Origin of the sequence: Sinomonas sp. ASV486, assembly GCF_030908215.1 — a bacterium.
Taxonomy (GTDB): Bacteria; Actinomycetota; Actinomycetes; order Actinomycetales; family Micrococcaceae; genus Sinomonas; species Sinomonas puerhi.
The window spans coordinates 168,382-194,348 of record NZ_JAVFJK010000011.1 but is presented as its reverse complement, the minus strand read 5'-3'; the positions used below and the strand labels follow the sequence as shown (position 1 = coordinate 194,348).

Genomic DNA, 25,967 nt, shown 5'->3' with positions numbered 1-25,967 from the left:
CTACGCGTCCACCATACGGTCCCCAGACAACAAACCCCAGGGAAACCACAGCACAACACCCACAACCGAACAACGACTCACGGAACACCGTGACCACACACTTCCCCACCCCCGCCACGGAAAAGGCGCGGGCGCGCGGAGCAAGGGTTACGGCGGCCACAGCGTGGGGGAAACGCCCGGACCCATCCCGAACCCGGAAGCTAAGACCCACAGCGCCGATGGTACTGCACCCGCCAGGGTGTGGGAGAGTAGGACACCGCCGGACAACCATCACAGTGAGGCCCCGACAACAACGTCGGGGCCCCACTGCATTTAACCGAATCCAAGTTGACCGACCTTTGGCCCTATGTTCGGGCAGTCGCCCTTCGGATACTGGGCCCATGCCGTCATCGGATTCGGTCCGCTCGGACCATCCATTGATTCTCGAGGGCCTCAGCAAGCGGTTCGGCCGCACGCTCGCTCTCGATGGCGTCTCTCTGGAGATCGGGCCGGGCGAGGTGTTCGGCTATCTCGGCCCGAACGGCGCGGGGAAGACGACCACGATCCGTCTCGTGCTGGGCATGATCCGGCCCACGGCAGGAAGGGCCAGCGTCTTCGGCCTCGATACGTGGACCAGCGCAGTAGGCGTACACCGTCTGGTCGGGTATGTTCCGGGAGAGCCCTCGCTCTATCCGCGCCTGACGGGGCACGAGCACATCGCGTACCTCGGGCACCTCCGCGGCCGCGATGACCGGGCCAGAGCGAAGGCCCTGGCGGACAGGCTTGGGCTCGACCTTGACCGGAGAACCAGAACCCTCTCGCGCGGCAACCGGCAGAAGCTGGCGATCGTCCTTGCCCTCATGTCGGGACCGCGGCTCCTCGTTCTCGATGAGCCGACAAGCGGACTTGACCCCCTCGTCCAGCGCCAGTTCCACGCGCTCCTTCGTGAGCATACCGAGAGCGGGGGGAGCGTCCTCCTCTCCTCCCACATCCTCGGTGAGGTTCAACGCGTAGCCGACCGGATCGGCGTCGTGCGTGAAGGCCGCCTCGTGGCGGTCGAGAGGCTCGCCGACCTCAGTGGGAAGTCGCTGCACCATGTGCGGGCGTCGTTCGCCCACGACGTGCGCGCCCAGGAGTTTGCTTGCGTGCCCGGGGTCCGCGACGTCACCGTCGAGGGGCAGGCGCTGAGCTGCAGCGCGCCGCAGTCGGCACTCGACGAACTGCTCAGGCGGGTCACCGCCCACACGGTCATCGACTTCGAATGCGCTGAGGCCGAACTCGACGAGATGTTCCTGACTTACTACGGAGGCGAGTCCGATGCTGGCCAGCCTGCTGCTCAAAACGCTTCGTGACCAAGGGCGGGCCCTGCTGGCCTGGGGCGCTGGCCTCGTCGTGCTCATGGGCATGTACGCAGCGTTCTGGCCGAGCATCAAGGGCCAGCCGTCCATGAACGATCTGCTTGAGCAGATGCCCGAGGCTTTCCGCAATCTCTTCGCGACACAGGCCGCCGACATGTCGACCCCCACGGGCTACATCCAGATAGAACTTCTCTCCTTCATGGCCCCGATTGTGGTCCTCATGTACGCGATCGGGATGGGCGCCGGGGCGATCGCGGGCGAGGAGGAGCACCACACGCTCGAGCTGCTGATTGCCGAGCCCGTGAGCCGTGGGCGCGTGGTCCTCGAGAAGGCCGGGGCGATGGTCATCGGGACGGCGTTCCTCGCCGCTGTCGCCGGAATCGCCCTCGTCGTGGAGGGCAGCTGGGTGGACCTCGTCCTGCCCGCCGACAAGATCGCCGCAGCCATGGCTCATCTAGCGCTGCTCGGCATCGTCTTCGGGTCTCTTGCCCTCGCGCTCTCCGCGGCGACCGGGAAACCGGGTCTGAGCAAGGGTATCCCCGCAGCCCTCGCCGTCGTGGCATACCTCGTCAACGGCCTCGGGCCGGTGGTCGACTGGCTCGAACCGGCGCAGAAGTACTCGCCGTTCTACCAGTACGTGGGCCACGATCCGCTCACGAACGGACTCGACTGGCCCAGCGTGGGAATCGCCCTCGGTACGGCAGCGGTCCTGCTCGGGCTGGCCGTCGCGTGGTTCCAGCGGCGCGACACAGCACCCTAGCTCGATCGCCAGGAAGGGGCTAGGCGAACCACTCGACGACGCGGGCCAGCATCCTGCGGCCTTCGTCCTCGAACGCTGGGTCACCGACTTCGTGCGCCCATACGATCGTGCCCAGTGCCTGGAGAAGGTTGTCGAGGCGCCACGACTCGGGCTCTTCGGCTGGGTCGCGGCCGTAGCCGGCATAGAACGCCGCCCGCAGCTGCGCGGCGTCGTGCGCCGGTTCGTCAGGGCGGGGCTGGAAGCAGCCATGCTCGAGCCGAACGAGATCCGTCACCCACGGCCGGTAGCCCGCTCGTCCCCAGTCGATGATGCTGATCAGGCCCTGCCCAGACGACCAGTCGCCATGCTCGATCCAGTTGCGGGGCTGGAAGTCGCCGTGGGTCGCGACGAGCAAGCGCGGCGCGGACTCATGTCCGGCGATGACACGCCCGACGGCGCGGAGCTGCTCTGCGGGGGCGAGGTCCGTCGCCCGCCCGAGGAAGTCCACGGCCTTGTTCAGAGCCGCCGGATCGTAGCTGTTCGTCTGCTCGCGAGGGACGTGCACCAACGCGAGGAGTTCGCCTGCCTGGTGGAACGCCTCGGCGGAGTACGCGTGCGGGCCGCCCTCGACGAGCTGGCCGGGCAGCCAGGTCGCGGCCAGAATCCCGGCGCGCACATCGGCGTGGAGCATCCGCGGGGTCCGCGCTGGCTCGAGGTCCAGGAGTGGCCCCGTCATCTGACGGTGCGCGCGCGCCTCGCGCGCGATGTGGTGGGTCGCCTCCGAGGCCTTCACCGAGACGTCGCCCTGCGCGGTGGCTATCCGCAGGACATGGATGCCCTGGATGCCCCACGAATGGTCGTCCCTGAGCTCCCATTCCCCGAACCACGCGTCCACGAGGGCCAACTGGGTGGGGGAGAGCGGCATACGCGCGGGCACCTCCCCACGCTAGCGGTCCATGGGACGACCCGCCACGGCACAATTGATACCGATACTTTCACTTTGGATGAGATGGAGTGCCCAGACGTCCAAATTCGCCAGAAAACCGCGAAAACACGCGGAAATCCGCTGGCCGAGGCCGTGATAGCTGGTAAGTTGCCGTAACAGCAGCCCTCATCGCACCCGCTGAAGGGCTGGTATGAATAACCCGAACGTCCAGGAGGACACATGGCTAAGAACCGCAGCGACCTGGTCGCAGAAGTTGCCGGCAAGACCAGCCTCAGCCAGGCTGCAGTCAACGGTGTGCTCGACGCACTGTTCGAGGTCTTCGAGGCTTCCGTTTCCAAGGGTGAGAAGGTCAGCATCCCGGGCTGGCTCGCCGTCGAGCGCACCGAGCGCGCAGCCCGCACGGGCCGCAACCCGCAGACCGGCGCCGCTATCGAGATCCCGGCCGGCCACAGCGTCAAGCTGACGGCTGGCTCCAAGCTCAAGGCTGCTGCCTCCGGCAAGTAGGCCTTCCCAGACCACAGAGGGGGCAGCGGCCGCGCGCCGTTGCCCCCTCTGGCGTCTCGGGGCCTCGGGCGGCGGCGCCCGCTACGCTGTCGGTGGGGGACAATGGACTGGTGCCTCGATCTGCCTCCGTCCGTCCAGCCGCCGAGACGCCCGCCGCCGCGACGGGACAACCGGCTCTCGCGCGGGGATGGTCGGTCGCCGCGTTGGCCGCGGCGATTCTGGCCCTCGTGGCCGCGCTGCTGTTCTCGGGCGCCGCCGGGGCACGGCAGGTCCTCGATCCCGGCACGCTCGTGCGGTGGGGCCTGCCGATCGCGAAGACGGTGCTCAACCTCTCGCTGGCCCTGGTCATCGGCGGGATCACCTTCGCCGTCGTGATCCTCCCGCGGCACCCCAAACCCCAGCGTTCGCACCGCGCGGCCGACGACGTCCCCGCACGCGAGGCCGACGGCGCCGATGAGCATCCCGCCTTCACCCGGGCCCTGAAGATCGCCACCGGCGGAGCCATCGCCTGGACGCTCAGCTCGATCGCCGTCCTGATCCTCACGCACTCTGACATCGTGGGACAGCCGATCTCCGGCGGCGCCGACTACACGAAGCAGCTCGTCTTCTACATGACGAGCCTCGACGTGGGGCGGGCCTGGCTCGTCACGGTGATCATCGCGGCGGTCGTCGCGACGCTCCTCTTCGCTGTCCGGTCCCTCACAGGGCTCGCGCTCACCGGGCTCCTTGCCGTCATCGGGCTGGCGCCCATGGCCCTGATCGGACACTCGGCGAGCTCGAACGACCACGAGGGCGCCATCAACTCCCTCTTCCTTCACCTCATCGGGGCGTCGCTGTGGGTCGGGGGCATCGCGGTTCTCGCCCTGCTCGGCCGCACGCTCGCCGGCGGGAAGGGGGAACGCGGCGCTGTGCGCCTCCCCGGGGCTTCAGACGCGACCGAGACGACGCTGCGGAGGTTCTCCGCGCTCGCGCTTTTCGCCTATGTGCTCGTCGTGGCGTCCGGTGTCATCAACGCGCTCATCCGGCTGCCCCACCTGAGCGATCTGTTCACCTCCTCGTACGGGCAGATCATCCTCGCCAAGGCCACCCTCGCGATCGTGCTCGGCGGGATCGGCTTCATGCACCGGCAGTGGGTCATCCCCCAGCTGGGCCGCGGTGCGTCGGCGCGCCGCGTCCTGTGGCAGCTGATCGGCGTCGAGGCCGTAGTCATGGGCGCCGTGTCCGGGCTCGCCGTCGCGCTTTCCCGGTCCGCCCCGCCGGAGCCGACCACATACGCTGCGGACGCCTCGCCCGGGTTCATTCTCAGCGGCTACGAGCTCCCACCCGAGCTCACGGCGTCGCGCTGGATCACCGAGTGGCGCGCAGACTGGCTGTGGGTCGCGGTGGCCGTGTTCGGCGCGGCGACGTACATCCTCGGGATGGTCAAGGTGGCCCGGCGCGGCGACTCGTGGTCGTGGCTTCGGGCGCTGTCCTGGTTCACGGGTCTGGCGTTCCTGACGTACATCACGAGCGGGCCGCCCGCGGTGTATGGGCGCGTGCTCTTCTCGGCGCACATGGTGGACCACATGATGCTCACCATGGTGGCCCCGCTGTTCCTCGTGCTCGGCTCGCCCGTGACGCTCGCGCTCAAGGCCCTCGCGCCGCGCCGCGACGGCAGCCGTGGCCTGCGGGAATGGCTGCTCGTGTTCGTGCACTCGTGGTGGTCCAAGCTCATGACCCACCCGCTCTTCGCCGCCGCGAACTTCGCCGGATCGATCGTCCTCTTCTACTACTCCGACCTGTTCGGGTACGCGATGCGTGATCACGTGGGCCACGAGCTCATGAACCTCCACTTCACGCTCACGGGGTACATCTTCGTGCTGACGATGATCGGCTCCGACCCGCTGCCGCGTCGGCTCGCCTACCCGATGCGGCTCGTGGTGCTGCTCGCGACCATGGCGTTCCACGCGTTCTTCGGCGTGGCGATCATGGGGTCCACGATCCTCTTCGAACCGACGTACTTCGGCAACCTCGGGCGCCCCTGGGGTGAGTCCGCGATCGTCGACCAGCAGACCGGCGGAGGCATCGCATGGGGCATCGGCGAGATTCCGACTCTGTTCGTGGCCATCGGCGTGGCCATCATGTGGTCCAGGTCGGACGCCCGCGAGACCCGCCGCAGCGACCGTGCGGCAGACCGGGACAACGACGCCGACCTCGTGGCCTACAACGCCATGTTCAGCCGCCTTCAGGAGCGCGACGAGACCCGGGGGCAGTAGCCGGGTCACGCGGCGTCATGCGCGGAACAATGCCCGGGATAATGGGGTTGGCGCTAGTAGCCGCGTTTGAGACGTCCACCGAAGGAGTGCCCGTGACCGCCGAGTCAACAGATACCTCGTCCGCTGCCGAGACCCTTGGCGCCGGTTCCGTGCGTGCTGCTCGGCGCATCCGGGCGAGCGAGCTCGGCGGCCGCGCGTGGCTCAACACCGGCGGCAAGCCGCTCGACCTCGAGGCGCTGCGGGGAAAGATCGTCCTTCTCGATTTCTGGACGTTCTGCTGCATCAACTGCCTCCACGTACTCGACGAGCTGCGCCCGCTCGAGGAGAAGTACAAGGACGTCCTCGTCACGGTGGGCGTGCACTCGCCCAAGTTCGAGCACGAGGCCGATCCGGTGGCCCTCGCGTCCGCCGTCGAGCGCTACGAGATCCACCATCCCGTCCTCGATGATCCCGAGCTCCTCACGTGGCAGGCGTACACCGCCCGCGCCTGGCCGACGCTCGTTGTCCTCGACCCCGAGGGCTACATCGTCGCCCACCTCTCCGGCGAGGGCCACGCGGGCGGCCTCGGGGTCCTCGTGGAGGAGCTCGTCGCCGAGCACGAGGCCAAGGGCACGCTGCACCGCGGCGACGGCCCGTACGTGGCTCCCGAGCCCACCGCCGGAACTTTCCGCTTCCCGGGCCAGACCGTGCCCTTGGACAGCGGCAACTACCTCGTCGTCGACACGGGCCATCACCGCCTCGTCGAGGTCCGTCCTGACCTGACGACCGTGGAGCGGGTGATCGGCTCCGGCACGAAGGGGTTCCTCGACGGCCAGGCCGAGGTCGCGCAGTTCAACGAGCCGCAGGGAGTTGCCGTGCTGCCAGCGTCGATCGCGTGGCAGACCGGGTACGAGGCCGTCGTCGCCGACACCGTGAACCACCGGCTCCGTGGCGTCACCCTCAGCTCGGGCTACGTCCAGACCGTGGCCGGCAATGGCATCCAGCGGCTCCTCGACGCCGGGCCCGCCCGCGTCGACGGCAACGGCGCCGGAACCTGGGCGAGCGCCTCCACGTCAGCTTCTGCGGATGGCTCGGCGCACGACGGCGCCCCGAAGGATTCCGGCGCGTCCGTTCACGACGTCTACGCCGGCGACGCCGAGGATATCGGCTACCTCGGCCATGGCACGAACGTCTCGCTCTCCTCGCCGTGGGACGTGGTGTGGAGCGAGAAGCTGCAGAAGGTCGTCGTCGCGATGGCCGGCACGCACCAGATCTTCACGTTCGATCCCCTCACGGGCGCGGTGGCGATCCTGGCGGGCTCGGGCCTCGAGGGCCTCCTCGACGGCCCCGGCCCGCAGTCCTGGTTCGCCCAGCCGTCCGGACTCGCGGTCGACCCCTCCGGCGACATCTGGGTCGCGGACTCCGAGACCTCCGCGCTGCGGCGCGTGAAGCTCGCGGAGGACGGCAGTGCGACGGTCGAGACAGCCGTCGGAGAAGGCCTCTTCGACTTCGGCTTCCGCGACGGCGCAGCCGCCACTGCGCGGCTCCAGCACCCGCTCGGCGTCGCGGTCCTGCCCGACGGCTCGGTGGCCATTGCGGACACGTACAACGGCGCCGTGCGCCGCTACGAGCCCTCGAGCCAGACCGTCTCGACGCTCGCACGGGGTCTCGCGGAGCCGGCTGACGTCGTCGTGGTCACCTCCACGACGGAAGGCAACGGTGAGCCGCTCCTCCTGGTGACCGAGACGAACCGCCACGAGCTCGTGCTCGTGCCGATCCCGAAGGACGCCCAGCAGGTCGATGAGGGCGAGCGCCAGACGCAGCGGCCCAAGACGGCCGTGCCGGCGGGCCCGCTCGAGCTCACGGTCCGCTTCGCGGCCCCGACCGGGCAGAAGCTCGACAACCGCTGGGGCGATCCGACGCAGCTCAAGATCTCGTCGACTCCGGCCGAGCTGCTCGTCGGCGGCACGGGAACGGCCCAGGGCCTCACACGGACCCTCGAGCTCAATCCCGTGGTCGCCGAGGGTGTCCTGCACATCACCGCACGCGCTGCCGCGTGCGACGGCGCACCCGGCGAGGAGATCCCCGACCACGCCGCCTGCCACCTGTACCAGCAGGACTGGGGCATCCCGGTCATGCTGCAGGACGGCGCCGACGCCGCGCTCACGCTTGACCTGCGCGGCATGGACTGACAGGCTCCGCCGAGCCGGCTCACTTGAGCTGCGGCGTCACCGTGATCGCGGCGTCGCTCACGTCGAGGCGCGCGTTGAAGCTGAAGTCGACCTTCGTGTCCACTGGGGACTTGGCCCCGGTGAACAGATCGATCGCGACTGCCTTGAGCTCGGCCTTGCCCGCGAGCGGCGCGATCGTCCAGCTGCCCTGAAAGGGCTCGACCGAGACCGTCGGGTATGCCGACACGCTCCACGCAATCGTCCCGTCCTGGATGCGTGTGTTGGTCGCGAGGGAGAACGGGCAGTTCGGCTGGAGCCGCTGCTGCTGAGTCGCGGTCCGCGCGCAGTCGTCGAGGTAGCTGTGCAGCTTCGCCTCGATGGCGCCGAGGAGCTGCGGGGTCGCCTTCGTGGCCAGGTTCAGCGGAGCCGTCGCTCCGGGACCGCTCACGACGACGGCGCGCGGCTCTGCGGCGAACTGGGCTCCGTCGAGCGAGCCCACGTACGAGCCGGGGAAGAACACGGGAAACGCATTGCGTCCTTCTGGCATGTTCACGGACATGCCGTTCATGGTGGCCCGGGTCGAATTCACCACCGTTGCGGTGAGGGCCGGGAGGCTCGTGGGGGAGATCGACCAGCGCGGGAAGAACAGCCAGTCGGTGCCCGTCCGGTCCACCGCGAACTGGCTCTCGTGGGCCTCCCCCTCCACCGTGAAGCGGACCGCGACAGTTGCGTGGTCGCCGTCGGCCTTCGCCGTCCCGTAGGAGATGTCCCTGATCCGGCTCATCGAGTCCTTGAGCGGGGCGCCGTCGAGGAGGGCGGGACTTCCTGAAGGGACGGTCGTGTGCAGGAGTCCGAGGGCGCGGCCGCCGTCGCCCGCCTGCAGGGCGCCGATATACGCCCGCACGGGGTCGGCGGGGCCGGCCACCGCGTTCTTGACCGCCGTGATCGCCAGGACCGAGGCGACAATGGCCAGCACGAGGGCCAGGAGCCACGCCACGGCGATGCGGCGGAGGGCGGGACTGGTCTGATGCACCCGCCCACCCTACCGGGCAGGCGCCTGGGACCCCTCAGCGGGGCGCCAGAGACCCCTCAACGGGTCGCCAGAGACTCCTCAACGGGGCCCGGAGGTTGCGGGGTCTCTGGTCGGTGCACTGCGGGGTCTCTGGTCCCTCCCGGCGGCGCTTCGGCGCGGTGCCGAACACGCTGCGCATGATCTCGCGCCCGGACTGCGTGCCCATCGAGCGGACCATGGCACGGAGTCCCGTGCCGAGGGCCCCGTCGAGCGCGCCTCCGTGGTCAGCTTTGCGACGCAACGACCTCCCGGAGCCTCGTGATGGGGATGTCGGGGAACTCCGCGCGCGCCGCAGCCGGATCGAAGGATTCGTCCCCGGAGTCTTCCCACACCCCGGCGCCGGCCACGCGGGCCAGGAACGCTGAGAATGGCTTGGCCGCGACGGACATGATGCGCAGTGCCGGCGTCGGGATGCGCCGCACGGACCCGCGGCCCGCCTTGGCGATGAGCGCGTCGGCCACCTCGTTCGCCGTGAGGGTCTCGGACCCCCACTCGATGACACGGTTCCGCAGCACGGGGTCGTTGAGCGCACGCACGACGACGGCCGCGGCGTCCCGCGCGGACGTGAACGTGACGGGGCTGGCCCCTGAGCCGAACACCGGCACTCTGCCCTTCGCCTCGAGGCCTGCGCCCATGATGGCGAGCCGCTGCTCGAGGATGGCGCCGAGCCGCACGATGGTCCAGCTCATGCCCGACCCGCGCACAGCCTCCTCAGCGGCAGCCTTGCAGCGCAGGTACTCGATGGGGGCGTCCGCGGCGGCGCCGTGCATCGACATCATGACGACGTGTTCAACCCCCGCCTCAGCAGCCGCGCGCACGAGCCGCACGGCGCCGTCGCGGTCGACGGCGCGTGGATCGGCTTTGGGGATGCCGAAGCCCGACGCGGCGAAGACCACCTGGTCGCAGCCCTCGACGGCGCGCCGGCAGTCCGCTTCCGAGGCGAGGTCGCCGCGGAACAGCTCCACGGCGCCGCCTGTGCTGGTGCTGTCTGGCCCGGTCTCCCGCGGTCCGGCGCCGTGTGGCCCGCTGTCAGCCGCTGCGGCGGTGAACGGCCGGGAGGCGCCGCGCGCCATCACACGGACCTGATCGCCCCTTCGGACGAGGGCGGGAACGAGTTCGCGGCCCAGATTGCCGGTGCCGCCGACGACGAGGATCACGGCCGCCCGCCTCCCACCGGATCGCCAGACGCGTTACTGGACACGGAGGCGCCTGACGCGGACGCACTGCCCGCCGCGGCTGTCGCTGGGATCTGGCCCACGATGGAGTGGACGTTGGCGTTGACGTCCCCGCTCTCGCGTTCGACAGGCTCGAGGTAGAAGCGGACGGCGGCGATAGCATCGGCGTCGAGCGTGAAGATCGAGACGCCGGCCAAGGCGACCGGAACGCCGTCCGGCCTCGTGCCCCGCTGGCCCCATTCGACCCAGACCATGCCGTCGGGTGCCGTGGTGGCGCGGACAACGTAGGGCTGCAGGTCTCGGAGGCCCGCAAGAATGGTCGACCAGTTCTTCCGGACCTGTTCGCGGCCCGTGAAGCTACGGTCGGGGTGGATTGGCGTCTCGTTGACGTAATCCTTGGCGAAGCAGGCGACCATGCCGTCGAGGTCGTGCTGGCTGATCGACTCGAAGAGCCGACGGACCGGGCCTGCTGGGAGTGCCTCGAAGGGGCTCTGCGCGTCCATGGTGCGCTCCTTGGTGTGCCGCGCTTGGGGTGAATCCCGGTGTGGGTACTTTGAATACAGTAAGCTGTATTCAACTGATGCTAGGAGTTTAGATCCGGTGCGGACAGCGGTCAATGGCCCAGACAAGGCCCCCCGCGCCTACGACGCGAGCGGGCGCCGTGCCCGGGCCGCGGAGTCTCGGCGCGCTGTCCTCGCGTGCGCCCGGAGCCTGTTCTTCGCGCCGGGCTTCGCGGCCACCACTGTGGCCGAGATTGCGCGCGCGGCGGGCGTTTCGGCCGAGTTCGTCTATAAGAACTTCGGGAGCAAGGCGGGCCTTGTCCGTGCGATCTGGGACCAGAGCCTCCTTGGCTCCGGAGGCGTGCCTGCCGAGCAGCGCTCCGATGCTGCTCAAGCCGAGGCCACGGATCCTGGCGCGCTCATGGAGCAGTTCGGGCGGTTTGTTGCCGAGATCAGCCCGATCGGCTCGCCCGTCGCGCTCCTGATCCGCGACGCCGCCGCGAGCGGTGACGCCGACATGGCGGCGCTGCAGCAGGAGGTGGACGCCGCGCGGTATGAGCGGATGCTCCACAATGCCCGACGGGTCATCGCTCGCGGGCTTCTGCGGCCGGGACTCTCGGAAGCCGAGGCCGCAGACGTCTTCTTCATGACGACGTCCGCCGAGCTGTACGAGACGCTTGTCCTCAAGCGCGGGTGGACCCCGGAGCATTTCGGGCGCTTCGTTGCCGCCACCCTCAAGGCGAATCTGCTCTGACGCGGCCAGAGACCCCTCAACGTCCCGCCAGAGACCCCTCAACCGAGGGAGGTTCGGTTGAGGGGTCTCTGGCCGTCCGTTGTGGGGTCCTTGGCGGTCTACGCGGTCAGGAAGGCGGCCATGACCGCCATCGCGGGAACGGCCACGACCGTGGTGATGAGCACGGTGTCCTTCGCGACGACGATCCCGTGCTGGTAGCGCTGCGCCGCGATGTAGACGTTCTGGGCCGTGGGAAGGGCGGTGGCGACGACGGCGGCGAACAGGGCGTGCCCGTCGAGGCCGAGGGCGTAGCGTCCGAGGATGAACGCGATGAGCGGATGGACGGCGATCTTGATGACCGTTGCTATGCCAGTGTCGACGCGGCGTCCGTCGACCGCCTTGAGGGGCCGGGATCCGTGCAGCGAGATGCCGAACGCCATGAGCATGGCCGGGATCGCAGCCCCGCCGATGAGGTGGATCGGCTGCATGATGAGCTCCGGCGGCGTCCAGGCGGTGCCCGCGAGCACGAGCCCGATGAGGGAGCCGATGATGTTCGGGTTCGTCACGATCGGGAGCACGAACTGCAGGGCGCGGGCGGCACCCGGCTTCGCCGTCGCTGTCGTGCCGTCGAGCATGAGGAGGTATGCGGGCGTGAACAGCGCGAGCTGGAAGATGAGCAGCGGCGCCACATAGCTCGCGTCCCCGAGGACGAAGACGGAGATGGGGATGCCGAGGTTCCCCGAGTTGGCCACGGCCGAGCTCATCGACGCGATGAGCGCCTCGGGAAGGGATCTGCGCCGCCACCATCGGAACACCGCGAACGAGAGGAGGCCGACCGCCGTCGAACTCACCCCGATGACGAGCAGGTGGGTCGAGAAGACGGCCGGGAGGTTGGCCTTGCTGAGCGTCTCGAGCAGGAGCGCGGGGCTCGCAACGAAGAAGGAGAGCCGGCTCAGGACGCCCTGTGCGCCGTCGCCCAACAGGCGCAGCTTGGCCATGAGCCAGCCCGCGCCGATGATCACCCAGACGACGGCGAATCCCGAGAGCACGCCTAGCACCCGATTTCCCCTAGCACTGGGCCCAGACTGCGGGAGGGCTGGAACGCGCGGGGCATGGCCTCTACCCTATGACAGGAGGCACCGAGTGAGAGCGGGTTCTGTATGCCTACGTCATCTGCCAGGCGAGTCGTCGTCTTCATCCAAGAGAACCACACTACGGACAACTACTTCGGCGGCCTGCGCCCCTACGGCGTCAACGTCGCCACCGGCTGGCCCGTCCAGGCCAATCCGCCGACGTCCGACCCACGACACGACCGCATCGCCTACGACAAGTGGCTCACGGGCCAGAACACAGCCACGCATACGCAGGTCGACACGCTCAACGTCCTCCCGTTCTACGCCTACCTCGCGCTTACGGGGGCCTTCTTCGAGAACCACTGCGCTGGCTTCGGGACCAATTCGACGCCCAATCACCTGCTTCTCGTGGGCGGCCAGAGCCCCACGCTCAAGAATCCGTCGCGGACCCAGCCGCCGCCACTGTGGGACATGCCGTCGGTGCCGGGGATGGCCGACGCCCACGGGGTCACGTGGAAGTGCTACACCGGCTCCAACGACTACCCTGCCGGCTTCTACAAGCAGCTCAAGGGCTCCAAGAACCTCGTGACCTCGGCCCACTTCCTGGCCGACGCCAAGGCCGGCACCCTCCCTCAGCTCTCCTACGTGTGGCACGACTCCCCGGAGGACGAGCACCCTCTCGCGGACGTCACGATAGGCATGAAGAAGATCTGGCAGAGCGTCGACGCCGTGGTGCAGTCCGGCGGCTGGGCGGACACCGTCTTCTTCCTCACGTGGGACGACTGGGGCGGTTGGGACGAGCACGTTGCGACCCCCAACGTCGAGCACACGGCCGACGGCGTGCAGCTCGCCTTCGGTCCGCGGGTTCCCCTTCTCGTGTTCGGCGGGAATGTGAAGCAGACCATCGACAGCCGCTGGTCCTCGCACGTCGACGTGCCCCGGACGGTCCTGCAGCTCTTGGGCCTTCCCGCACTCGGGGTTCCGCGCGCGGACGCGAGCGCGGGCCTCGCAGACGTCGTCGACCCCTCATTGAAGCGGCCCGCGCCGCCCGCGTTCGGTGCCGCGATCACGCTGCCGCGGCCTCCCACGCCCACGCCTGCGCCGAAACCGCTCCCGCCGTCGCCCGGGCCATCACAGCCGGTGGGTCCGATCGTGCTGCGTGACGGCACGACCCTGCCGCCGCCGAACGACGTCGTCGTGTAAGGGGCGTCCTGGTGTGAGTGGGCAGTGCCTGGGGAGGGCCGCGGTCGGACGGCCGGCGCGCTAGTTGAGGTGTGCCTGGATCGCGAACGGCGGGCGCAGCATGCCGGCGCCGTGGCCCTCGGCTGGGTCTGTGCCCAGCTGCACGATCCGGTTGTCCTTGTCGACGTGGACCACGGTGGGCACGAACTCGCGCGCCTCCTGGTCCGTCATCGAGGCGTACGTGATGAGGATGACGAGGTCGCCCTCGTGGATGAGGTGCGCGGCCGCACCGTTGATGCCGATGACGCCCGAACCGCGCTCGCCCGCGATCGTGTACGTCTCGAGGCGCGCGCCGTTGGTGATGTCGACGATGGACACGAGCTCGCCGGGCATGATGTCCGCGGCCTCGAGCAGGTCAAGGTCGATCGTCACCGAGCCGACGTAGTGCAGATCAGCGTGGGTGACCGTAGCGCGGTGGATCTTGGACTTGAACATTGTGCGGTTCATCGCGGCCAATTCTACTCCACGGCCCCCTGGCGCCTCCGTGGCGTCCGTCACTTGCGGGAGAGGGGGCGGCCCATGATCGCCTCGGTGAGCGCGTCCACGGCCGCCGAGTTCGCGAGCGGATTGCGGATGAGCGTGAAGTCGACATCGCCCACTGGCGGCAGGTCGAAGCGGTGCGTGATGATGGCCAGGTCCTCGGGGACGAGCGTCGTGGGCATGACGCCGACGCCCAGGCCAGCGCGGATGGCGGCGAGGACGCCCGCGATCTGCTTCGTGCTGCACGTTACCTTCCATGTCCGCCCGCTGGCCTCGAGCGCCTGGATCGCGAGGTTCCGGGACAGGCTCGGCGCGGGGTAGACCACGAGCGGAACCGGTCCGGCTGGGTCAAGGGCCGTCTGCTCGACGCCCACCCACGAGAACACGTCGTGCCGCACCACCGTGCCTTCCTGCGCGCCCGCGACCCACTTGATGAAGACGAGGTCGAGCTGGCCGGCCTTGAGGCGGCGGTACAGGTCGTCGCTCTGGCTCACGGTGAGCTCGAGGTTGAGCTGGGGATACGCCCGGCGGAACTCGCGCAGGATCCGCGGCAGGCCCGTGATCGCCAGATCGTCCGCGGTGCCGAAGCGCAGGCGGCCGCGCATGGCCTCACCGCGGAAGTAGCGGGCGGCGTCGTCGTGCGCGGCGAGGATGGTGCGCGCGAAGCCCGCCATCGCGTCTCCGTTGTCCGTGAGCCGCACGCCATGCGTGTCGCGGACCAGAAGGAGGCGGCCAGCCGACTTCTCGAGCTTGGAGACATGTTGGCTCACCGTCGGCTGCGCGAGCCCGAGGCGCTCGGCGGCGAGCGTGAAGGAAAGGTTCTCGGCCACGGCGAGGAAGCTGCGCAGGTGGGACGGGTCGAAGAGAGTCGCTGCCACGTCGCCATGGTGCTCCCATCGCATTGTGAAGCGCAATAGCAGTTAGAGCGAAAATAACCTTCCGCAATTGATTGCGCCTGCATACGGTTGAAGGAGTCGATCGACACCGGCAACCCGAACGTAACCAGGACTACACAGGACATCCCCGTGACCACGCCCAGCTCAGCCCTGCCCGCAACCGCCTCACCAGCCCCGGCCGCCCTCCCACGCACCCTCGCCCCGCCCACCGGACCACTCGGCGTCGTGCATGAACGCCTCCCGTGGCGGCACACCTTCATCTCGCTCACCGTCCCCAACTTCAGGATGTTCACTGCCGCGCACTTCGTGGCCGTCGTCGCGCTGTGGATGCAGCGCATCGCCCAGGACTGGCTCGTCCTCGAGCTCACCGGGTCCGTCACCGCAGTAGGCGTGACCGTGGCGCTCCAGTTCACGCCCGTGCTGCTGCTCGGCCCGTGGGGCGGCCTCTTCGCCGATCGCTTCTCGAAGCGCCGGCTCCTGCAGGTCTGCGCGATCGGCGCCGGCACGTGCGCCGCTGCACTCGGAGCCCTTACCCTCACCGGCGCACTGGCCGTGTGGAACGTCTACGCGATCGCGCTCGTGCTGGGCCTCGTCACCGTGCTCGACCAGCCCGCGCGGCAGGTGTTCGTCAACGAGCTCGTCGGGCCGACCTATCTCCGCAACGCGATCAGCGTGAACTCGACGACGTTCCAGCTCGGCGCGCTCATCGGTCCTGCCGTGGCCGGATGGCTCCTGACTGCGGTGGGCGGTGGATGGGCGTTCGTGGTCAACGCGTTCGCATGCTGCGTCACCGCCGTCATGCTCTCGCTCCTGCGCCGGGACGAGCTCGTGGTTGCCACCCCGACGCCCGCCTCCCGCGGGATGCTCCGCGAGGCCGTCGCCTACGCGTGGGCCAAGCCGACCATCCGCTGGCCGTGGGTGATGGCCGGCGTCGTCTCCCTCTTCGCGATGAGCCTGCCCGTACTGCTCGCCGCCTACGCAGACCACGTGTTTTCCGTGGGCGCGGGCGGGTACGGGCTGCTCAACACCATGGTTGCTGTTGGGGCGTTGTCGGGGGCCATCGCCTCCGCACGGCGGGTGAGGCTGCGGCTGCGGACGGTGGTGCTTGGCGCCGGGCTCTATGGGGCGATGCTCGCCGTCGCCGCGTTCGCGCCGTCGATGCCGCTGTTCTGCGCCCTGGTGGCCGTGTCCGGGTTCTGCGCCCTCACGTTCCTGACCTCCGCCAATCAACTCGTCCAGACAAGTGCCAACATGGGCATCCGCGGCCGGGTCATGAGCCTCTACACCATGGTGCTCATCGGCGGCCAGGCGCTCGGCGGGCCGATGCTCGGCTGGCTCGCCGAACACCTCGGGGCGCACGCGGCCATGCTCGTCTCCGGCAGCGTCCCCGCGCTCGCGGCTGGCGTTCTCGCCCTGTCGCTGAGGAGGCGGGTGGCGGCCTGACGCGTTCGGGCGGGAGGGCGCTGTCGTGCTTGTGGGGTCTCTGGCGAGGGAGTGTGGGGTCTCTGGCGCACCCTTGTGGGGTCTCTGGCGGGCGCTTGCGGGGTCACTGGCACACCCTTGCGGGGTCTCTGGCTGGGGTAGAAGCCCTGCCGGGACCCCTCATTGGGGTGCCAGTGACCCCTCAGCGGGCCGCCAGGGACCCCTCAACGGCAGGGGTGGGGGTCAGTTCCAGGTGTAGAAGCCTTTGCCGGTCTTGCGGCCGAGTTCGCCGTTGGCGACCTTGTCGCGCAGGATCTGTGGGGGGGCGAAGCGTTCGCCGAGGGTGGAGTGGAGGTATTCGGCGATGCCGAGGCGGACGTCGAGTCCGACGATGTCGGTGGTCTTCAGCGGCCCGGTGGGGTGCTTGTAGCCCAGGACCATGGCGTTGTCGATGTCCTCCGCACTGGCGACGCCCTCTTCGACCATGCGCATCGCCTCGAGCGCGATGGCGACGCCGAGGCGGGAGGAGGCGAAGCCGGGGGCGTCTCGGACGACGACGGCGGTCTTCCCGAGCGCCTCGGTCCAGGTCTTCGCCGCGGCGGCCAGCTCCGGGGAGGTCTTCTCCGCCACGACGACCTCGATGAGGGTCGAGGCCGGGACCGGGTTGAAGAAGTGCAGGCCCAGGAACCGCTCCGGCCGGGCCAGGGACTCCGCCAGCTTGGACACCGACAGGGAGGACGTGTTCGTGGCCAGGAACGCCCCCGCGCCCAGCACGGCCTCGACGCCGGTCAAGGCCGCCTTCTTGAGCTCCGGGTCCTCCGGCACCGCCTCGACGACCAGGTCGCGGTCGGCGAACGCGGCATAGTCCAGCGAAGTGCTGAACGACTCCAGGATCTCGTCCAGATTGCCGTCCACCACGCCGCGCTCGATGGACTTCGCGACGGAGGACTCGACCCGTTCCCGCGCGCCCTCCTCGGCCTGCTCGTCACGCTCGACCACGACCACCTCAGCGCCCTTCATCAGGAACGCGTGCGCGATGCCGGCGCCCATCCTGCCTCCGCCCAGGACCCCCACGCGTGCGGGGAGCCCGTCGGCCAGGTTGATCTTTCCCATCACTGCTTCTTCTTTCGGTCGAGGAATGCCTGCATGCGGTCGAACTTGGCCTGGGACTCGAAGAGCATGCCCTGGGCCAGGGTGTCGATGAGGGGGTGGACCTCCCGCGGGGTGTGGAACACGGCCTTGGAGATCCGCACCGCGAGGGGGTCCTGCGCACCGATCCGGTCCGCGAGGGCGTGCGCGGCATCGAGCAGGGCCTCGGGCTCGACGAGTTCGGTGACCAGGCCCGCCGCGAGGCACTCCTCGCCGGTGAGGACCTTGCCCGCGAGGAGGACCTCCTTCGCGAGGGGCTCGCCGACGAGCTCGCGGAGGCGCCAGGTGGCCCCGGCCGCGGCCATGATCCCCAGCCCGGTCTCGGGGTTCCCGACCCGCAGCGACTGGGTGCCGATGCGGAAGTCGGCGGCGTAGGCCAGCTCGGCCCCGCCGCCGAGGGCGTACCCCTCCAGGGCGGCGATGACGGGCATCGGGAGGCGCGCGATGCGGTCGAAGACGGTCGAGTTGATCCCGGCCAGGGCGTCGTCGCGGCGGCGTTCGCGCAGCTGGGCGATGTCCGCCCCGGAGGCGAAGACCCCCTTCGCCCCTGTCTCCGCGTCGGCGGGGGTGCCGGAGAGGATCAGGACCTTCGGGTTCGCCTCGAGGTGCGCGCACACGGCGTGCAGCTCGTCCACCATCGTCGCATCGATCGCGTTGCGCACCGCGGGGCGGTGCAGCCGCGCATGCACCCGGTCAGCCCGCTCCGCCACCACGAGCGTGCTGAACCCGGACGCGTCCAGGCGGGCCCCGCCCTGCTGCGCGGGGCTGGCGCCCTCCTGGGGCGAGCTGGCGGATGACGCCGCCCCCTCGCCCCCCGCCGCAGTCGGCCCGCTCGACGCGGTGCCCGGCCCCGCCGTGCGGCCCTGCGCGCCGATGCCCACGGTGGCCTCGGCTGGAGTCGTGTTCGCCTGGGCCATCTAGATGCCCTCGATGAGGAGGGCGGCGCCCTGGCCGACCCCGACGCACATCGTGGCGAGGCCGAGCCTCCGGCCCGGGCCGGTGAGTTCGCGGTCCATGCGGCCCAGCAGGGTCACGACGAGGCGGGACCCGGAGGAGCCCAGCGGGTGCCCCAGGGCGATCGCGCCGCCGTCGGCGTTGACGGTGTCCTGGTCGAGCTTGAGCTCGCGCATCACGGCCAGGGACTGGGAGGCGAAGGCCTCGTTGAGCTCCACCGCACCCAGATCCGCCACGGAGAGGGCCGCCCGGTCCAGGACCTTGCGGGTGGCCGGGACCGGGCCGATCCCCATGACCTCCGGGGCGACCCCGGCGGAGGCGCCGTCCAGGATCCTCGCGCGCGGGGCCAGGCCGAAGCGCTCGATGGCGGCCTCGGAGGCCACCACGATCGCCGAGGCGCCGTCGTTCAGGGTCGAGGCGTTGCCCGCCGTGACCACGGAGCCGCCAGCCACGACCGGGCGGAGCCCGGCGAGGACGTCCATCGTGGTGCCCGCCCGCGGGCCCTCGTCGGTGTCCACGACCGTCTGGACACCCTTGCGGCCCGTGACCGTCACCGGCACGATCTCCTCGGCGAACCGGCCCGCCTGAATCGCGGCGAGCGCCCGCTCGTGGGAGCGGACGGCGAACGCGTCGCAGTCCTCGCGGGAGGTGCCGTAGACGCGGGCGACCTCCTCCGCAGTCTCCGGCATGGAGTACGACGCCTTGCCGCCCCGGGAGAGCTCCCCGGAGAGGAAGGCCGGGTTGGTGAACCGCCACCCGATCGAGGTGTCGAACACCGCACCGGGCTTCGCGAACGCCGTGCCGGGCTTCTCCATCACCCACGGGGCCCGCGACATCGACTCCACCCCGCCCGCGACGACGAGGTCCGCGGCGCCGGCCTTGACCATGTGCGAGGCCATGATGATCGCGGACAGGCCCGAGGCGCACAGCCGGTTCACCGTGATCCCCGGCACGGCGTCGGGGTAGCCGGCCAGCAGCCACGCCATCCGGGCCACGTTCCGGTTCTCCTCCCCGGCCCCGTTCGCGTTGCCCAGGACCACCTCGTCCACCAGGGCCGCCAGGTCATCCGGACGCACCGAGGACAGCGCCCCCCCATACCGCCCCACCGGGGTCCGCGCCCCACCCACCAGAAACGCCTCAGCCATGTTCTCCTTCTTCCTTGCAGACAGTGGGGTCAGCGGAACGCTGACATGCCGGTGATGTCGCGGCCGATGATGAGGGACTGCATCGAGTCGGTGCCCTCGTAGGTGGCCACGACCTCCATGTCGGTCATGTGCCGGGCGATGTGGTTCTCCAGCAGGAGCCCCTGCCCGCCGAGCATGTCGCGGGCCTCGTTGCAGATCCACTTGGCCTTCTGCGAGGTGGCCATCTTGACCATCGCGGCCTGCGCGTTGGTCAGGTCGCCCCGCTCGGCGAGCTCGGCCATCCGGTCGCACATCAGCTGCATCGCGGTCAGCTCCGAGAGCATGTTCGCGAGCTTGTTCTGCACGAGCTGGTAGGAGCCGATCGGGTTGCCGAACTGGATTCGGGTCTTCGCGTACTCGGAGGCGATCTCGAACGCTGCCATCGCGTGGCCGACGGCCTCCCAGGCCGCACCGCCGCGGGTGGCCTGCAGGACACGGGCGACGTCCTTGAAGGAGCGGCACCCCGTGAGCCGGTTCGCCTCCGGGATGCGCAGGCCGTCGATGACGATGTCGGCCTGGAGGATGGCGCGCTTGCCGATCTTGCCCGTGATCACGGTCGGGTTGTAGCCCGCGGGGTGGAGGCCGTCCGGGCCCTTCTCCACCACGAAGCAGTTCACCTGCCCGTCCTCGGTGTTGCGGGCGAACAGGACGACGACGTCGGCGGCGTGCCCGTTGCCGATCCAGCGCTTGTGACCGTCCAGCACCCACTCGTCCCCATCGCGGCGGGCGCTCGTCTCCAGCGCCACGGAGTCCGAACCATGGTCCGGCTCCGTCAGCGCGAACGCTCCCGTCTTCTCGATCCGGGCCAGTGCCGGCAGCCACCGCTGCTTCTGCTCCTCGCTGCCCAGCATCGACAGGGTGCCCATGCACAGGTTGGAATGCACGCCCAGGAACGTGTTGATGCTCCCGTCCGCCCGGGCCATCTCCCGTGCCACCATCCCGGCCGCCTTCCGGCTCATGCCGGGGCATCCGTAGCCCTTGATGAAGGTGCCGATGATGCCGAGCTCGGCCAGGCCGGGCAGCAGTTCCTCAGGAAATTCCGCGCGTTCCCAGTATTCGTTGATGATGGGCAGGACGCGCTCCTCGGCGAAGGCGCGGACCTTGTCTCGGATCGCGATCTCCTCGGGCGTGAGGCCATCGTCCAGACGGAAGTAGTCCGAGGTCGTGGTGGTGACGGTGGTGGTGGCGGTTGACATCGAAGGTCCTTCGCTCGAGTGCCGGATGACGGGAGATGGTGGGTCAGCGGGGCTGGTGCAGCCAGGTCATGATGGGGTCCCTGTCGGCGTCGAGGCCCGGGGGAACGAGGTCGTAGCTCGCGGGCGTCCGCGAGAACGTGATGGGGTTGCGCACCCCCGGCAGCGACCCATCGCCGTCGCCCACCGAGACGACCGGGTCCAGGCCGATCTGCTCGGCAAAGCGGATGCCGTCAGCGACGTCGTTGATCGGGGCGCTGGGGAGCCGTGCGTCCGTCAGGATACTGAACCACTCCGCAGCGCCGTGCTGCGAGAGCAGCTGGACGAGGAGCGGCCGGAGCTCGGCGCGGTTGATGCTCCGCGAGTGCGCTGTCGCGAACCGCGGGTCTTCGGCGAGTTCGGGGGCGCCGACGACGTTGCACAGCACCCGGAACTGCCGGTCGTTGCCGATGGCGATGATGATGTCGCCGTCCGCCGTCGGGAACGGCTCGTAGGGGTAGATGCTGGGGTGCTCATTGCCCATCCGGCCCGGGACGCGGCCGCTGAGGAGGTAGCCGGCCGTCTGGTTGACCATCCCGGACAGCGCCGAGGACATCAGGTTGACCTCGATGCGCTGGCCCTTTCCGCTGTCGGAGCGATCCTTGAGGGCCGCGAGGACGCCGATGGCCGCGTGGAGGCCTGTCATGACGTCGAAGACGGCGACGCCGGAGCGGAAGGCCGGCGTCTCGGGCGCGCCCGTGAGGCTCATCAGGCCCGAGTGCGCCTGCACGAGAAGGTCGTAACCGGGCAGAGCCGCTCCGCCCGCGGTGCCGAAGCCGGTGATGGAGGCATAGACGATCTCGGGGTTGGTTGCCGAGACCGTCCCGTAGTCGAGGCCGAAGCGCTCGAGTCCGCCGGGCTTGAAGTTCTCAATGAGCACGTCGGCCCGCGATGCGATGTCCTGCGCGGCGGCCAGATCCTGGGGGTCTGCGAAGTCGAGGGCGATCGAGCGCTTGTTCCGGTTGATCGAGAGGTAGTAGGTCGATTCGCCGTCGCGGACCGGGGGTTTCCAGGCTCGCGTCTCGTCGCCCAGAGGGCCCTCGACCTTGATGACGGTGGCGCCCAGATCGGCAAGGAGCATCGTGCAGTACGGGCCAGCCAGGACCCGACTGAAGTCCGCGATGACGAGGCCGGCGAGTGGGCCAGTCGACGAGCGGCCGAAGGCGTCCCCGACGGCGCTGCCGGCTTCACGCGGATCCCCGACCTGGGGATCCGTGCTGATGGTCTGGGCAGTCATCTCAACCTCTTCCTCGTCGACATCTGCGGCGGCTTACATCAACGATCCCACCGGCTATTACTACTCGTCCAATACTTATTGATCGCCAGATCGATGTAATTCCTGCAATAATCTCGGGTATGGAGCTGCAGCAGATTCGTGTCTTCCTCGCGGTTGCGGAGGAGCTTCACTTCGGGCGCGCCGCGGAACGCCTCCACATGGCGCAACCGCCCGTCAGCCGGATCATCCGCCAGCTCGAGCGCGAACTCAAGGCAGATCTCTTCGTGCGCAGCACGCGCAATGTCCGGCTCACGGAGGAGGGCCGCGCCCTCATCGAACCTGCGCGGGACATGCTTGAGACGGCGCGACGAGCCGAGTCTGCCGTGCACGCGGCGAGCAGAGGCGACGTCGGGCTCGTGCGCGTTGCCTATTCGGGCGCCTCGACCCACGTCCTCATCGGAATCCTCGCGCGTGAGGTCCGGCGCCGCCATCCCGGTATCACTTTCGGCCTCGACAGCCAGAACTTTGCTCTGCCCGCACTCGGGAAGGTGCTGCGCGGCGAGGTCGAGATCTGTCTCGGCCGCTGGGATTTCGTCCCGGGTGGCGTCAACACCCGCGTCATCGCCGACGAGGGACTCGTCCTGGCGGTCCCGGCGTCGCATCGGCTTGCTGCCCAGTCCGAAGTGCACATGGCGGAGCTCGCGGGGGAGCCCTTCGTGGCGCTTCCCGCGCATGAGGGCTCGGTCCTCGGGGACCGGCTGCGGCGCCTCAGCATGGAAGCTGGCTTCGATGCCGACATTGTCCAGGTGGTGCCAGACTCATGGACCGCCATGGCCCTCGTCGGCGCGGAGGTGGGATGCTCGCTGACAGTCTCCTCGGTGGCGGACAACGTGGTGGATCCGCACGTCAGGTTCCTGCGGGTGCTCGATCCAACTCTGCCCATCCAGCTGCGCATGGCCTGGATGCCCGACGACGACAACATGGCACTTCGGGCCATCCTCCGCCTCGCGGAAACCGTGTGGCCGTCGCGCGAGCCGCAGGATGCAGGCGGGGCCGACGGCGCCAGCTCGCCGTAGACGCGAAACAGCGCCCCCGGTTCCGCCCACGCGCCGTCGGCGGACGGTGGGCAGAACCGGGGACGCGCCGGCCATCGCTGCGATCCCTAGGCGCTGGCCCCCGCGGAAGGCTTCGGAATGCGCACGAGCTTCTTGTTGGCGAATTCGTTGATCCCGAAGCGCGAGAGCTCGCGGCCGACGCCGGAGAGCTTGACCCCGCCGAACGGGAGGTCCGGGGCGCTGCGGCTGACGCTGTTGATCCAGACCATGCCAGCCTCGAGCTGGGCAGCGATCTCCCTCGCAGCGGCCTCGTCGGTCGTGTAGACCGAGGCCGCGAGGCCGTAGGCGGAATCGTTGGCGATCTCGACAGCGTGCGACGCGGACGAGGCGCGGTGGACGACCGCCACGGGGCCGAACAGTTCCTCGGAGTAGGCCCGGGTCCCGGGGACGACACCGGTCAGGACGGTCGGCGGGAAGAACGCGCCTTCGCGGCCCGGTGTGCTTCCGGCGACTGCGGTAGCGCCGTGGAGGATGGCGTCGTCGACGATCTCGGCGAGCTCCTCGGCGGCTGCACGTGACGCGAGGGGGCCCATCCTGGTCCCCGAATCCATCGGGTCGTTCGGCTGGACCGCCTTCATGGCCTCGGCGAAGCGCGAGAGGAACTCGTCGTAGACCCCGTCCTCGACGATGAAGCGCTTCGAGGCCGTGCACGCCTGACCGGCGTTGTAGAGGCGGCCGGCAACAGCGTCGGAGACAGCCCGGTCGAGGTCGGCGTCGGCAAGGACGATGAACGGATCGGATCCGCCCAGCTCGAGGACGAACTTCTTCATGTGGCGGCCCGCAACTTCCGCCACCGCCGAGCCGGCCTTTTCCGAACCGGTGAGTGAGACACCGCGGACTCGGGGGTCCGCAACCATGGTGGCAATCTGGCCGCTCGTCGCGAACGCGTTGATGTAGACGCCCGCGGGCACGCCCGCCTCTTTCAGGATCGACTCGATGGCGAGTGCGGACTGCGGGCAGTTGCGGGAGTGCTTGACGATCACGGTGTTGCCCAGGACCACGTTGGGTGCCGCGAACCGCGCCACCTGGTAGTACGGGAAGTTCCACGGCATCACGCCGACGATCGGGCCGATCGGCTCCGTGCGCACGATCGCCTCGCCGGGTCCTGCGATGCTCAGCTGCTCGTCGTCGAGGAACTCCTCCGCGTGGTCGGCGTAGTACTCGTAGATGTTCGCCACGAGGGCCACCTCGCCGCGTGCCTCGGCGATCGGCTTTCCTACCTCGAGGGTCAGGAGGGCTGCGAGATCGTCCGCGCGCTCGCGGTGGAGCTCGGCCGCCCGCTTAAGGACAGCCGCCCGGTCCTTGAGCGGGGCCTTCCGCCACGACGCGTAGGCCTCGGCGGACTGGGAGAGGACATCCTCGACCTCGGTGTCGCTCAGCGCGGGGAAGGACGCCACGGACTGGCCGGTGGCGGGATTGACGGTCTGGTAGATGCTCACGGTGATGCAGTCTTTCCTTGCAGGGTCATCAGGACATGGAGGCGGCGGCACCGAGGACGATGCGCCCCGGGACCCCGCCGTTGGCGAGCCTGTCGAGGGCCGCATCGACCTCGGAGGCGCTGAGCGTCCCCTCGATGATCGGGATGTGCGGCAGCGCTCCAGTCTTCGCGAGGGCGACGAGTTCGCCCAGTTCGCCCAGCGAGCCGACGAAGCTTCCCTGGATGGTGATGATCTTGAGCGTCAGCAGGGCAGTCGGCACGATCAGCTCTCCGCCGAAGAGGCCGACCTGGACCATGCGGCCGCCCTTCTGGAGGATGTCGAAGGCCACCGACGCCGTCTTGCCTGTGTTCACGAAGTCGATGACGGCCGCGACGGGACCGCCGAGCGCGCCCGTGATGGCCGCCGCGACGTTGTCCTGGTCCGCGCGGATCACCGTGCTGGCGCCCAGTTCGCGGGCCAGGTCGAGGTTGCGCTCCTGAAGGTCGACGGCGCAGATCGCACGGTGCCCGAGGGCCGCGAGGGCCGCGAGGGTCGCGATGGCCGTGAGGCCTACGCCACCCGCCCCGATGACGACGACGGGGACGGTGGGTGTATCCGGCAGAGCCTTGCGGGCGGCGCTGTAGGCGGTGAGACCCGAGCATGCGAGCGTTGCCGCCCAGCTCTCGTCGAGTCCATCGATGTCGAGGAGGTACCGCGGGTGCGGAACCGAGATGTGCTCCGCGTAGCCGCCGTGACGCGCGACGCCGAGGTTCTGCGGAGCCGGGCAGAGGTTCTCGTGGCCGGCCCGGCAGGCATCGCACGAGCCACAGCCAATCCAGGGGAAGACGAGCCTGGTCTGACCGATCTGGACCCCAAGCGCGTCGGGGCCCACAGCCTCCACGACGCCGACGACCTCGTGGCCCATCACCATGGGGTACGTCATGCCCCGGTCAACGAGGTTGAGCCTTCCTCGGCTCCCGAGATCGTAGTAGCCCTCGCGCAGGTGGGTGTCGGTGTGGCAGATTCCCGAGCGCACCACGCGCAGCCGGACTTCGGTTCCGGTCGGCTCGTTGGTGGGCAGCTCGATATCCGTGATGGCATGGGCGGTGTTGCTGAGAACAGCGTAGGCGTGCATGGGAATTCCTCTGGGTCGGATCTGGTGCGGATCGACTGCC

At 69.4% G+C, this 25,967-nt stretch carries 23 protein-coding genes and 1 rRNA gene; 10 read left to right on the top strand and 14 right to left on the bottom strand.

Features of this window, described 5'->3' with window-relative positions:
• Nucleotides 1-148: 148 nt before the first annotated feature.
• The 3 genes from rrf to RBS60_RS16045 all read left to right on the top strand — a co-directional run bounded on the left by rrf (nt 149) and on the right by RBS60_RS16045 (nt 2,097).
• Nucleotides 149-265, top strand: a 5S ribosomal RNA gene (gene rrf / locus RBS60_RS16055).
• A gap of 115 nt (nt 266-380) precedes the next feature.
• A complete protein-coding gene (locus RBS60_RS16050; protein WP_307958593.1) occupies nt 381-1,331 on the top strand; it encodes an ABC transporter ATP-binding protein in 951 nt (316 codons plus the stop codon).
• Nucleotides 1,297-2,097 (top strand): ABC transporter permease subunit, encoded by an 801-nt coding sequence (locus RBS60_RS16045; RefSeq protein ID WP_307958592.1) that lies wholly within the window; start codon nt 1,297-1,299, stop codon nt 2,095-2,097. The genes RBS60_RS16050 and RBS60_RS16045 overlap by 35 nt, the downstream gene beginning before the upstream one ends.
• Nucleotides 2,098-2,116: 19 nt before the next feature.
• On the opposite strand, the gene RBS60_RS16040 is transcribed toward RBS60_RS16045, so the two are convergent.
• Complete coding sequence (locus tag RBS60_RS16040; RefSeq protein ID WP_307958591.1) at nt 2,117-3,013, bottom strand: phosphotransferase; 897 nt, start codon at nt 3,011-3,013, stop codon at nt 2,117-2,119.
• 228 nt (nt 3,014-3,241) lie between these two features.
• Here RBS60_RS16040 and RBS60_RS16035 point away from each other — a divergent pair, with 228 nt between their 5' ends.
• The 3 genes from RBS60_RS16035 (at nt 3,242) to RBS60_RS16025 (ending at nt 7,952) form a co-directional block, all read left to right on the top strand.
• Entirely contained in the window at nt 3,242-3,526 is a 285-nt protein-coding gene (locus tag RBS60_RS16035; protein WP_307958590.1) for an HU family DNA-binding protein, read from the top strand.
• A 110-nt stretch (nt 3,527-3,636) separates the two neighbouring features.
• Complete coding sequence (locus tag RBS60_RS16030) at nt 3,637-5,781, top strand: cytochrome c oxidase assembly protein (RefSeq protein WP_374049297.1); 2,145 nt, start codon at nt 3,637-3,639, stop codon at nt 5,779-5,781.
• Between the two features lie 41 nt (nt 5,782-5,822).
• On the top strand, nt 5,823-7,952 hold the full coding sequence (locus RBS60_RS16025; protein WP_374049296.1) for an NHL domain-containing thioredoxin family protein: 2,130 nt from the start codon (nt 5,823-5,825) through the stop codon (nt 7,950-7,952).
• Nucleotides 7,953-7,971: 19 nt separating this feature from the next.
• Here RBS60_RS16025 and RBS60_RS16020 read toward each other — a convergent pair whose 3' ends face one another.
• The 3 genes from RBS60_RS16020 to RBS60_RS16010 form a co-directional block, all read right to left on the bottom strand.
• Entirely contained in the window at nt 7,972-8,964 is a 993-nt protein-coding gene (locus RBS60_RS16020) for a hypothetical protein (RefSeq protein ID WP_307958588.1), read from the bottom strand.
• A gap of 263 nt (nt 8,965-9,227) precedes the next feature.
• Nucleotides 9,228-10,160 (bottom strand): NAD(P)H-binding protein, encoded by a 933-nt coding sequence (locus RBS60_RS16015; protein WP_307958587.1) that lies wholly within the window; start codon nt 10,158-10,160, stop codon nt 9,228-9,230.
• Nucleotides 10,157-10,681: a nuclear transport factor 2 family protein gene (locus tag RBS60_RS16010; RefSeq protein WP_307958586.1), complete on the bottom strand. Its 525-nt coding sequence runs from the start codon at nt 10,679-10,681 to the stop codon at nt 10,157-10,159. The genes RBS60_RS16015 and RBS60_RS16010 overlap by 4 nt, the downstream gene beginning before the upstream one ends.
• A 97-nt stretch (nt 10,682-10,778) precedes the next feature.
• Between RBS60_RS16010 and RBS60_RS16005 the strand changes: the two genes are divergently transcribed.
• A complete protein-coding gene (locus RBS60_RS16005; RefSeq protein WP_307958585.1) occupies nt 10,779-11,432 on the top strand; it encodes a helix-turn-helix domain-containing protein in 654 nt (217 codons plus the stop codon).
• Between the two features lie 98 nt (nt 11,433-11,530).
• On the opposite strand, the gene RBS60_RS16000 is transcribed toward RBS60_RS16005, so the two are convergent.
• The gene (locus RBS60_RS16000; protein ID WP_307958584.1) at nt 11,531-12,469 is read right to left on the bottom strand and encodes an AEC family transporter; all 939 of its coding nucleotides are present in this window, start codon (nt 12,467-12,469) and stop codon (nt 11,531-11,533) included.
• A 102-nt stretch (nt 12,470-12,571) separates the two neighbouring features.
• On the opposite strand from RBS60_RS16000, the gene RBS60_RS15995 reads away from it, so the two are divergent.
• Nucleotides 12,572-13,687 (top strand): alkaline phosphatase family protein, encoded by a 1,116-nt coding sequence (locus RBS60_RS15995; protein ID WP_307958583.1) that lies wholly within the window; start codon nt 12,572-12,574, stop codon nt 13,685-13,687.
• Between the two features lie 60 nt (nt 13,688-13,747).
• Here RBS60_RS15995 and panD read toward each other — a convergent pair whose 3' ends face one another.
• Both panD and RBS60_RS15985 read right to left on the bottom strand, forming a co-directional pair.
• Nucleotides 13,748-14,173: an aspartate 1-decarboxylase gene (panD, locus tag RBS60_RS15990; RefSeq protein WP_307958581.1), complete on the bottom strand. Its 426-nt coding sequence runs from the start codon at nt 14,171-14,173 to the stop codon at nt 13,748-13,750.
• A gap of 47 nt (nt 14,174-14,220) precedes the next feature.
• The gene (locus tag RBS60_RS15985; RefSeq protein WP_307958580.1) at nt 14,221-15,084 is read right to left on the bottom strand and encodes a LysR substrate-binding domain-containing protein; all 864 of its coding nucleotides are present in this window, start codon (nt 15,082-15,084) and stop codon (nt 14,221-14,223) included.
• Between the two features lie 168 nt (nt 15,085-15,252).
• Here RBS60_RS15985 and RBS60_RS15980 point away from each other — a divergent pair, with 168 nt between their 5' ends.
• A complete protein-coding gene (locus tag RBS60_RS15980; RefSeq protein ID WP_307958597.1) occupies nt 15,253-16,545 on the top strand; it encodes an MFS transporter in 1,293 nt (430 codons plus the stop codon).
• A 222-nt stretch (nt 16,546-16,767) separates the two neighbouring features.
• On the opposite strand, the gene RBS60_RS15975 is transcribed toward RBS60_RS15980, so the two are convergent.
• The 5 genes from RBS60_RS15975 to RBS60_RS15955 are packed head-to-tail and all read right to left on the bottom strand — an operon-like array spanning nt 16,768 to nt 22,280.
• A complete protein-coding gene (locus tag RBS60_RS15975) occupies nt 16,768-17,637 on the bottom strand; it encodes a 3-hydroxyacyl-CoA dehydrogenase family protein (protein WP_307958579.1) in 870 nt (289 codons plus the stop codon).
• A complete protein-coding gene (locus tag RBS60_RS15970; protein WP_307958578.1) occupies nt 17,637-18,590 on the bottom strand; it encodes an enoyl-CoA hydratase/isomerase family protein in 954 nt (317 codons plus the stop codon). Before RBS60_RS15970 ends, RBS60_RS15975 begins: the two co-directional genes overlap by 1 nt.
• Nucleotides 18,591-19,772, bottom strand: coding sequence for an acetyl-CoA C-acyltransferase (locus tag RBS60_RS15965; protein ID WP_307958577.1), 1,182 nt, complete (start codon nt 19,770-19,772; stop codon nt 18,591-18,593). It lies immediately after the preceding gene.
• Between the two features lie 29 nt (nt 19,773-19,801).
• On the bottom strand, nt 19,802-21,007 hold the full coding sequence (locus RBS60_RS15960; RefSeq protein ID WP_307958576.1) for an acyl-CoA dehydrogenase family protein: 1,206 nt from the start codon (nt 21,005-21,007) through the stop codon (nt 19,802-19,804).
• A 43-nt stretch (nt 21,008-21,050) separates the two neighbouring features.
• A complete protein-coding gene (locus RBS60_RS15955) occupies nt 21,051-22,280 on the bottom strand; it encodes a CoA transferase (protein ID WP_307958574.1) in 1,230 nt (409 codons plus the stop codon).
• Between the two features lie 119 nt (nt 22,281-22,399).
• On the opposite strand from RBS60_RS15955, the gene RBS60_RS15950 reads away from it, so the two are divergent.
• Nucleotides 22,400-23,335 (top strand): LysR substrate-binding domain-containing protein, encoded by a 936-nt coding sequence (locus RBS60_RS15950; protein ID WP_307958573.1) that lies wholly within the window; start codon nt 22,400-22,402, stop codon nt 23,333-23,335.
• A gap of 86 nt (nt 23,336-23,421) precedes the next feature.
• Here RBS60_RS15950 and RBS60_RS15945 read toward each other — a convergent pair whose 3' ends face one another.
• Both RBS60_RS15945 and RBS60_RS15940 read right to left on the bottom strand, forming a co-directional pair.
• Entirely contained in the window at nt 23,422-24,813 is a 1,392-nt protein-coding gene (locus RBS60_RS15945; RefSeq protein ID WP_307958572.1) for an NAD-dependent succinate-semialdehyde dehydrogenase, read from the bottom strand.
• A gap of 28 nt (nt 24,814-24,841) precedes the next feature.
• A complete protein-coding gene (locus RBS60_RS15940; RefSeq protein ID WP_307958571.1) occupies nt 24,842-25,927 on the bottom strand; it encodes an alcohol dehydrogenase in 1,086 nt (361 codons plus the stop codon).
• Nucleotides 25,928-25,967: the final 40 nt, after the last annotated feature.

Bases quoted from the DNA above. Each gene is read 5' to 3' on its own strand.
- RBS60_RS15975 (WP_307958579.1), bottom strand. From the start codon at position 17,637: ATGGGAAAGATCAACCTGGCCGACGGGCTCCCCGCACGCGTGGGGGTC.
- RBS60_RS15955 (WP_307958574.1), bottom strand. From the start codon at position 22,280: ATGACTGCCCAGACCATCAGCACGGATCCCCAGGTCGGGGATCCGCGT.
- RBS60_RS16025 (WP_374049296.1), top strand. From the start codon at position 5,823: ATGGGGTTGGCGCTAGTAGCCGCGTTTGAGACGTCCACCGAAGGAGTG.
- RBS60_RS15970 (WP_307958578.1), bottom strand. From the start codon at position 18,590: ATGGCCCAGGCGAACACGACTCCAGCCGAGGCCACCGTGGGCATCGGC.
- RBS60_RS15960 (WP_307958576.1), bottom strand. From the start codon at position 21,007: ATGTCAACCGCCACCACCACCGTCACCACCACGACCTCGGACTACTTC.
- RBS60_RS15950 (WP_307958573.1), top strand. From the start codon at position 22,400: ATGGAGCTGCAGCAGATTCGTGTCTTCCTCGCGGTTGCGGAGGAGCTT.
- RBS60_RS16045 (WP_307958592.1), top strand. From the start codon at position 1,297: ATGCTGGCCAGCCTGCTGCTCAAAACGCTTCGTGACCAAGGGCGGGCC.
- RBS60_RS16035 (WP_307958590.1), top strand. From the start codon at position 3,242: ATGGCTAAGAACCGCAGCGACCTGGTCGCAGAAGTTGCCGGCAAGACC.
- RBS60_RS16010 (WP_307958586.1), bottom strand. From the start codon at position 10,681: ATGGACGCGCAGAGCCCCTTCGAGGCACTCCCAGCAGGCCCGGTCCGT.
- RBS60_RS15965 (WP_307958577.1), bottom strand. From the start codon at position 19,772: ATGGCTGAGGCGTTTCTGGTGGGTGGGGCGCGGACCCCGGTGGGGCGG.
- RBS60_RS15995 (WP_307958583.1), top strand. From the start codon at position 12,572: ATGCCTACGTCATCTGCCAGGCGAGTCGTCGTCTTCATCCAAGAGAAC.
- RBS60_RS15940 (WP_307958571.1), bottom strand. From the start codon at position 25,927: ATGCACGCCTACGCTGTTCTCAGCAACACCGCCCATGCCATCACGGAT.
- RBS60_RS16050 (WP_307958593.1), top strand. From the start codon at position 381: ATGCCGTCATCGGATTCGGTCCGCTCGGACCATCCATTGATTCTCGAG.
- panD (WP_307958581.1), bottom strand. From the start codon at position 14,173: ATGAACCGCACAATGTTCAAGTCCAAGATCCACCGCGCTACGGTCACC.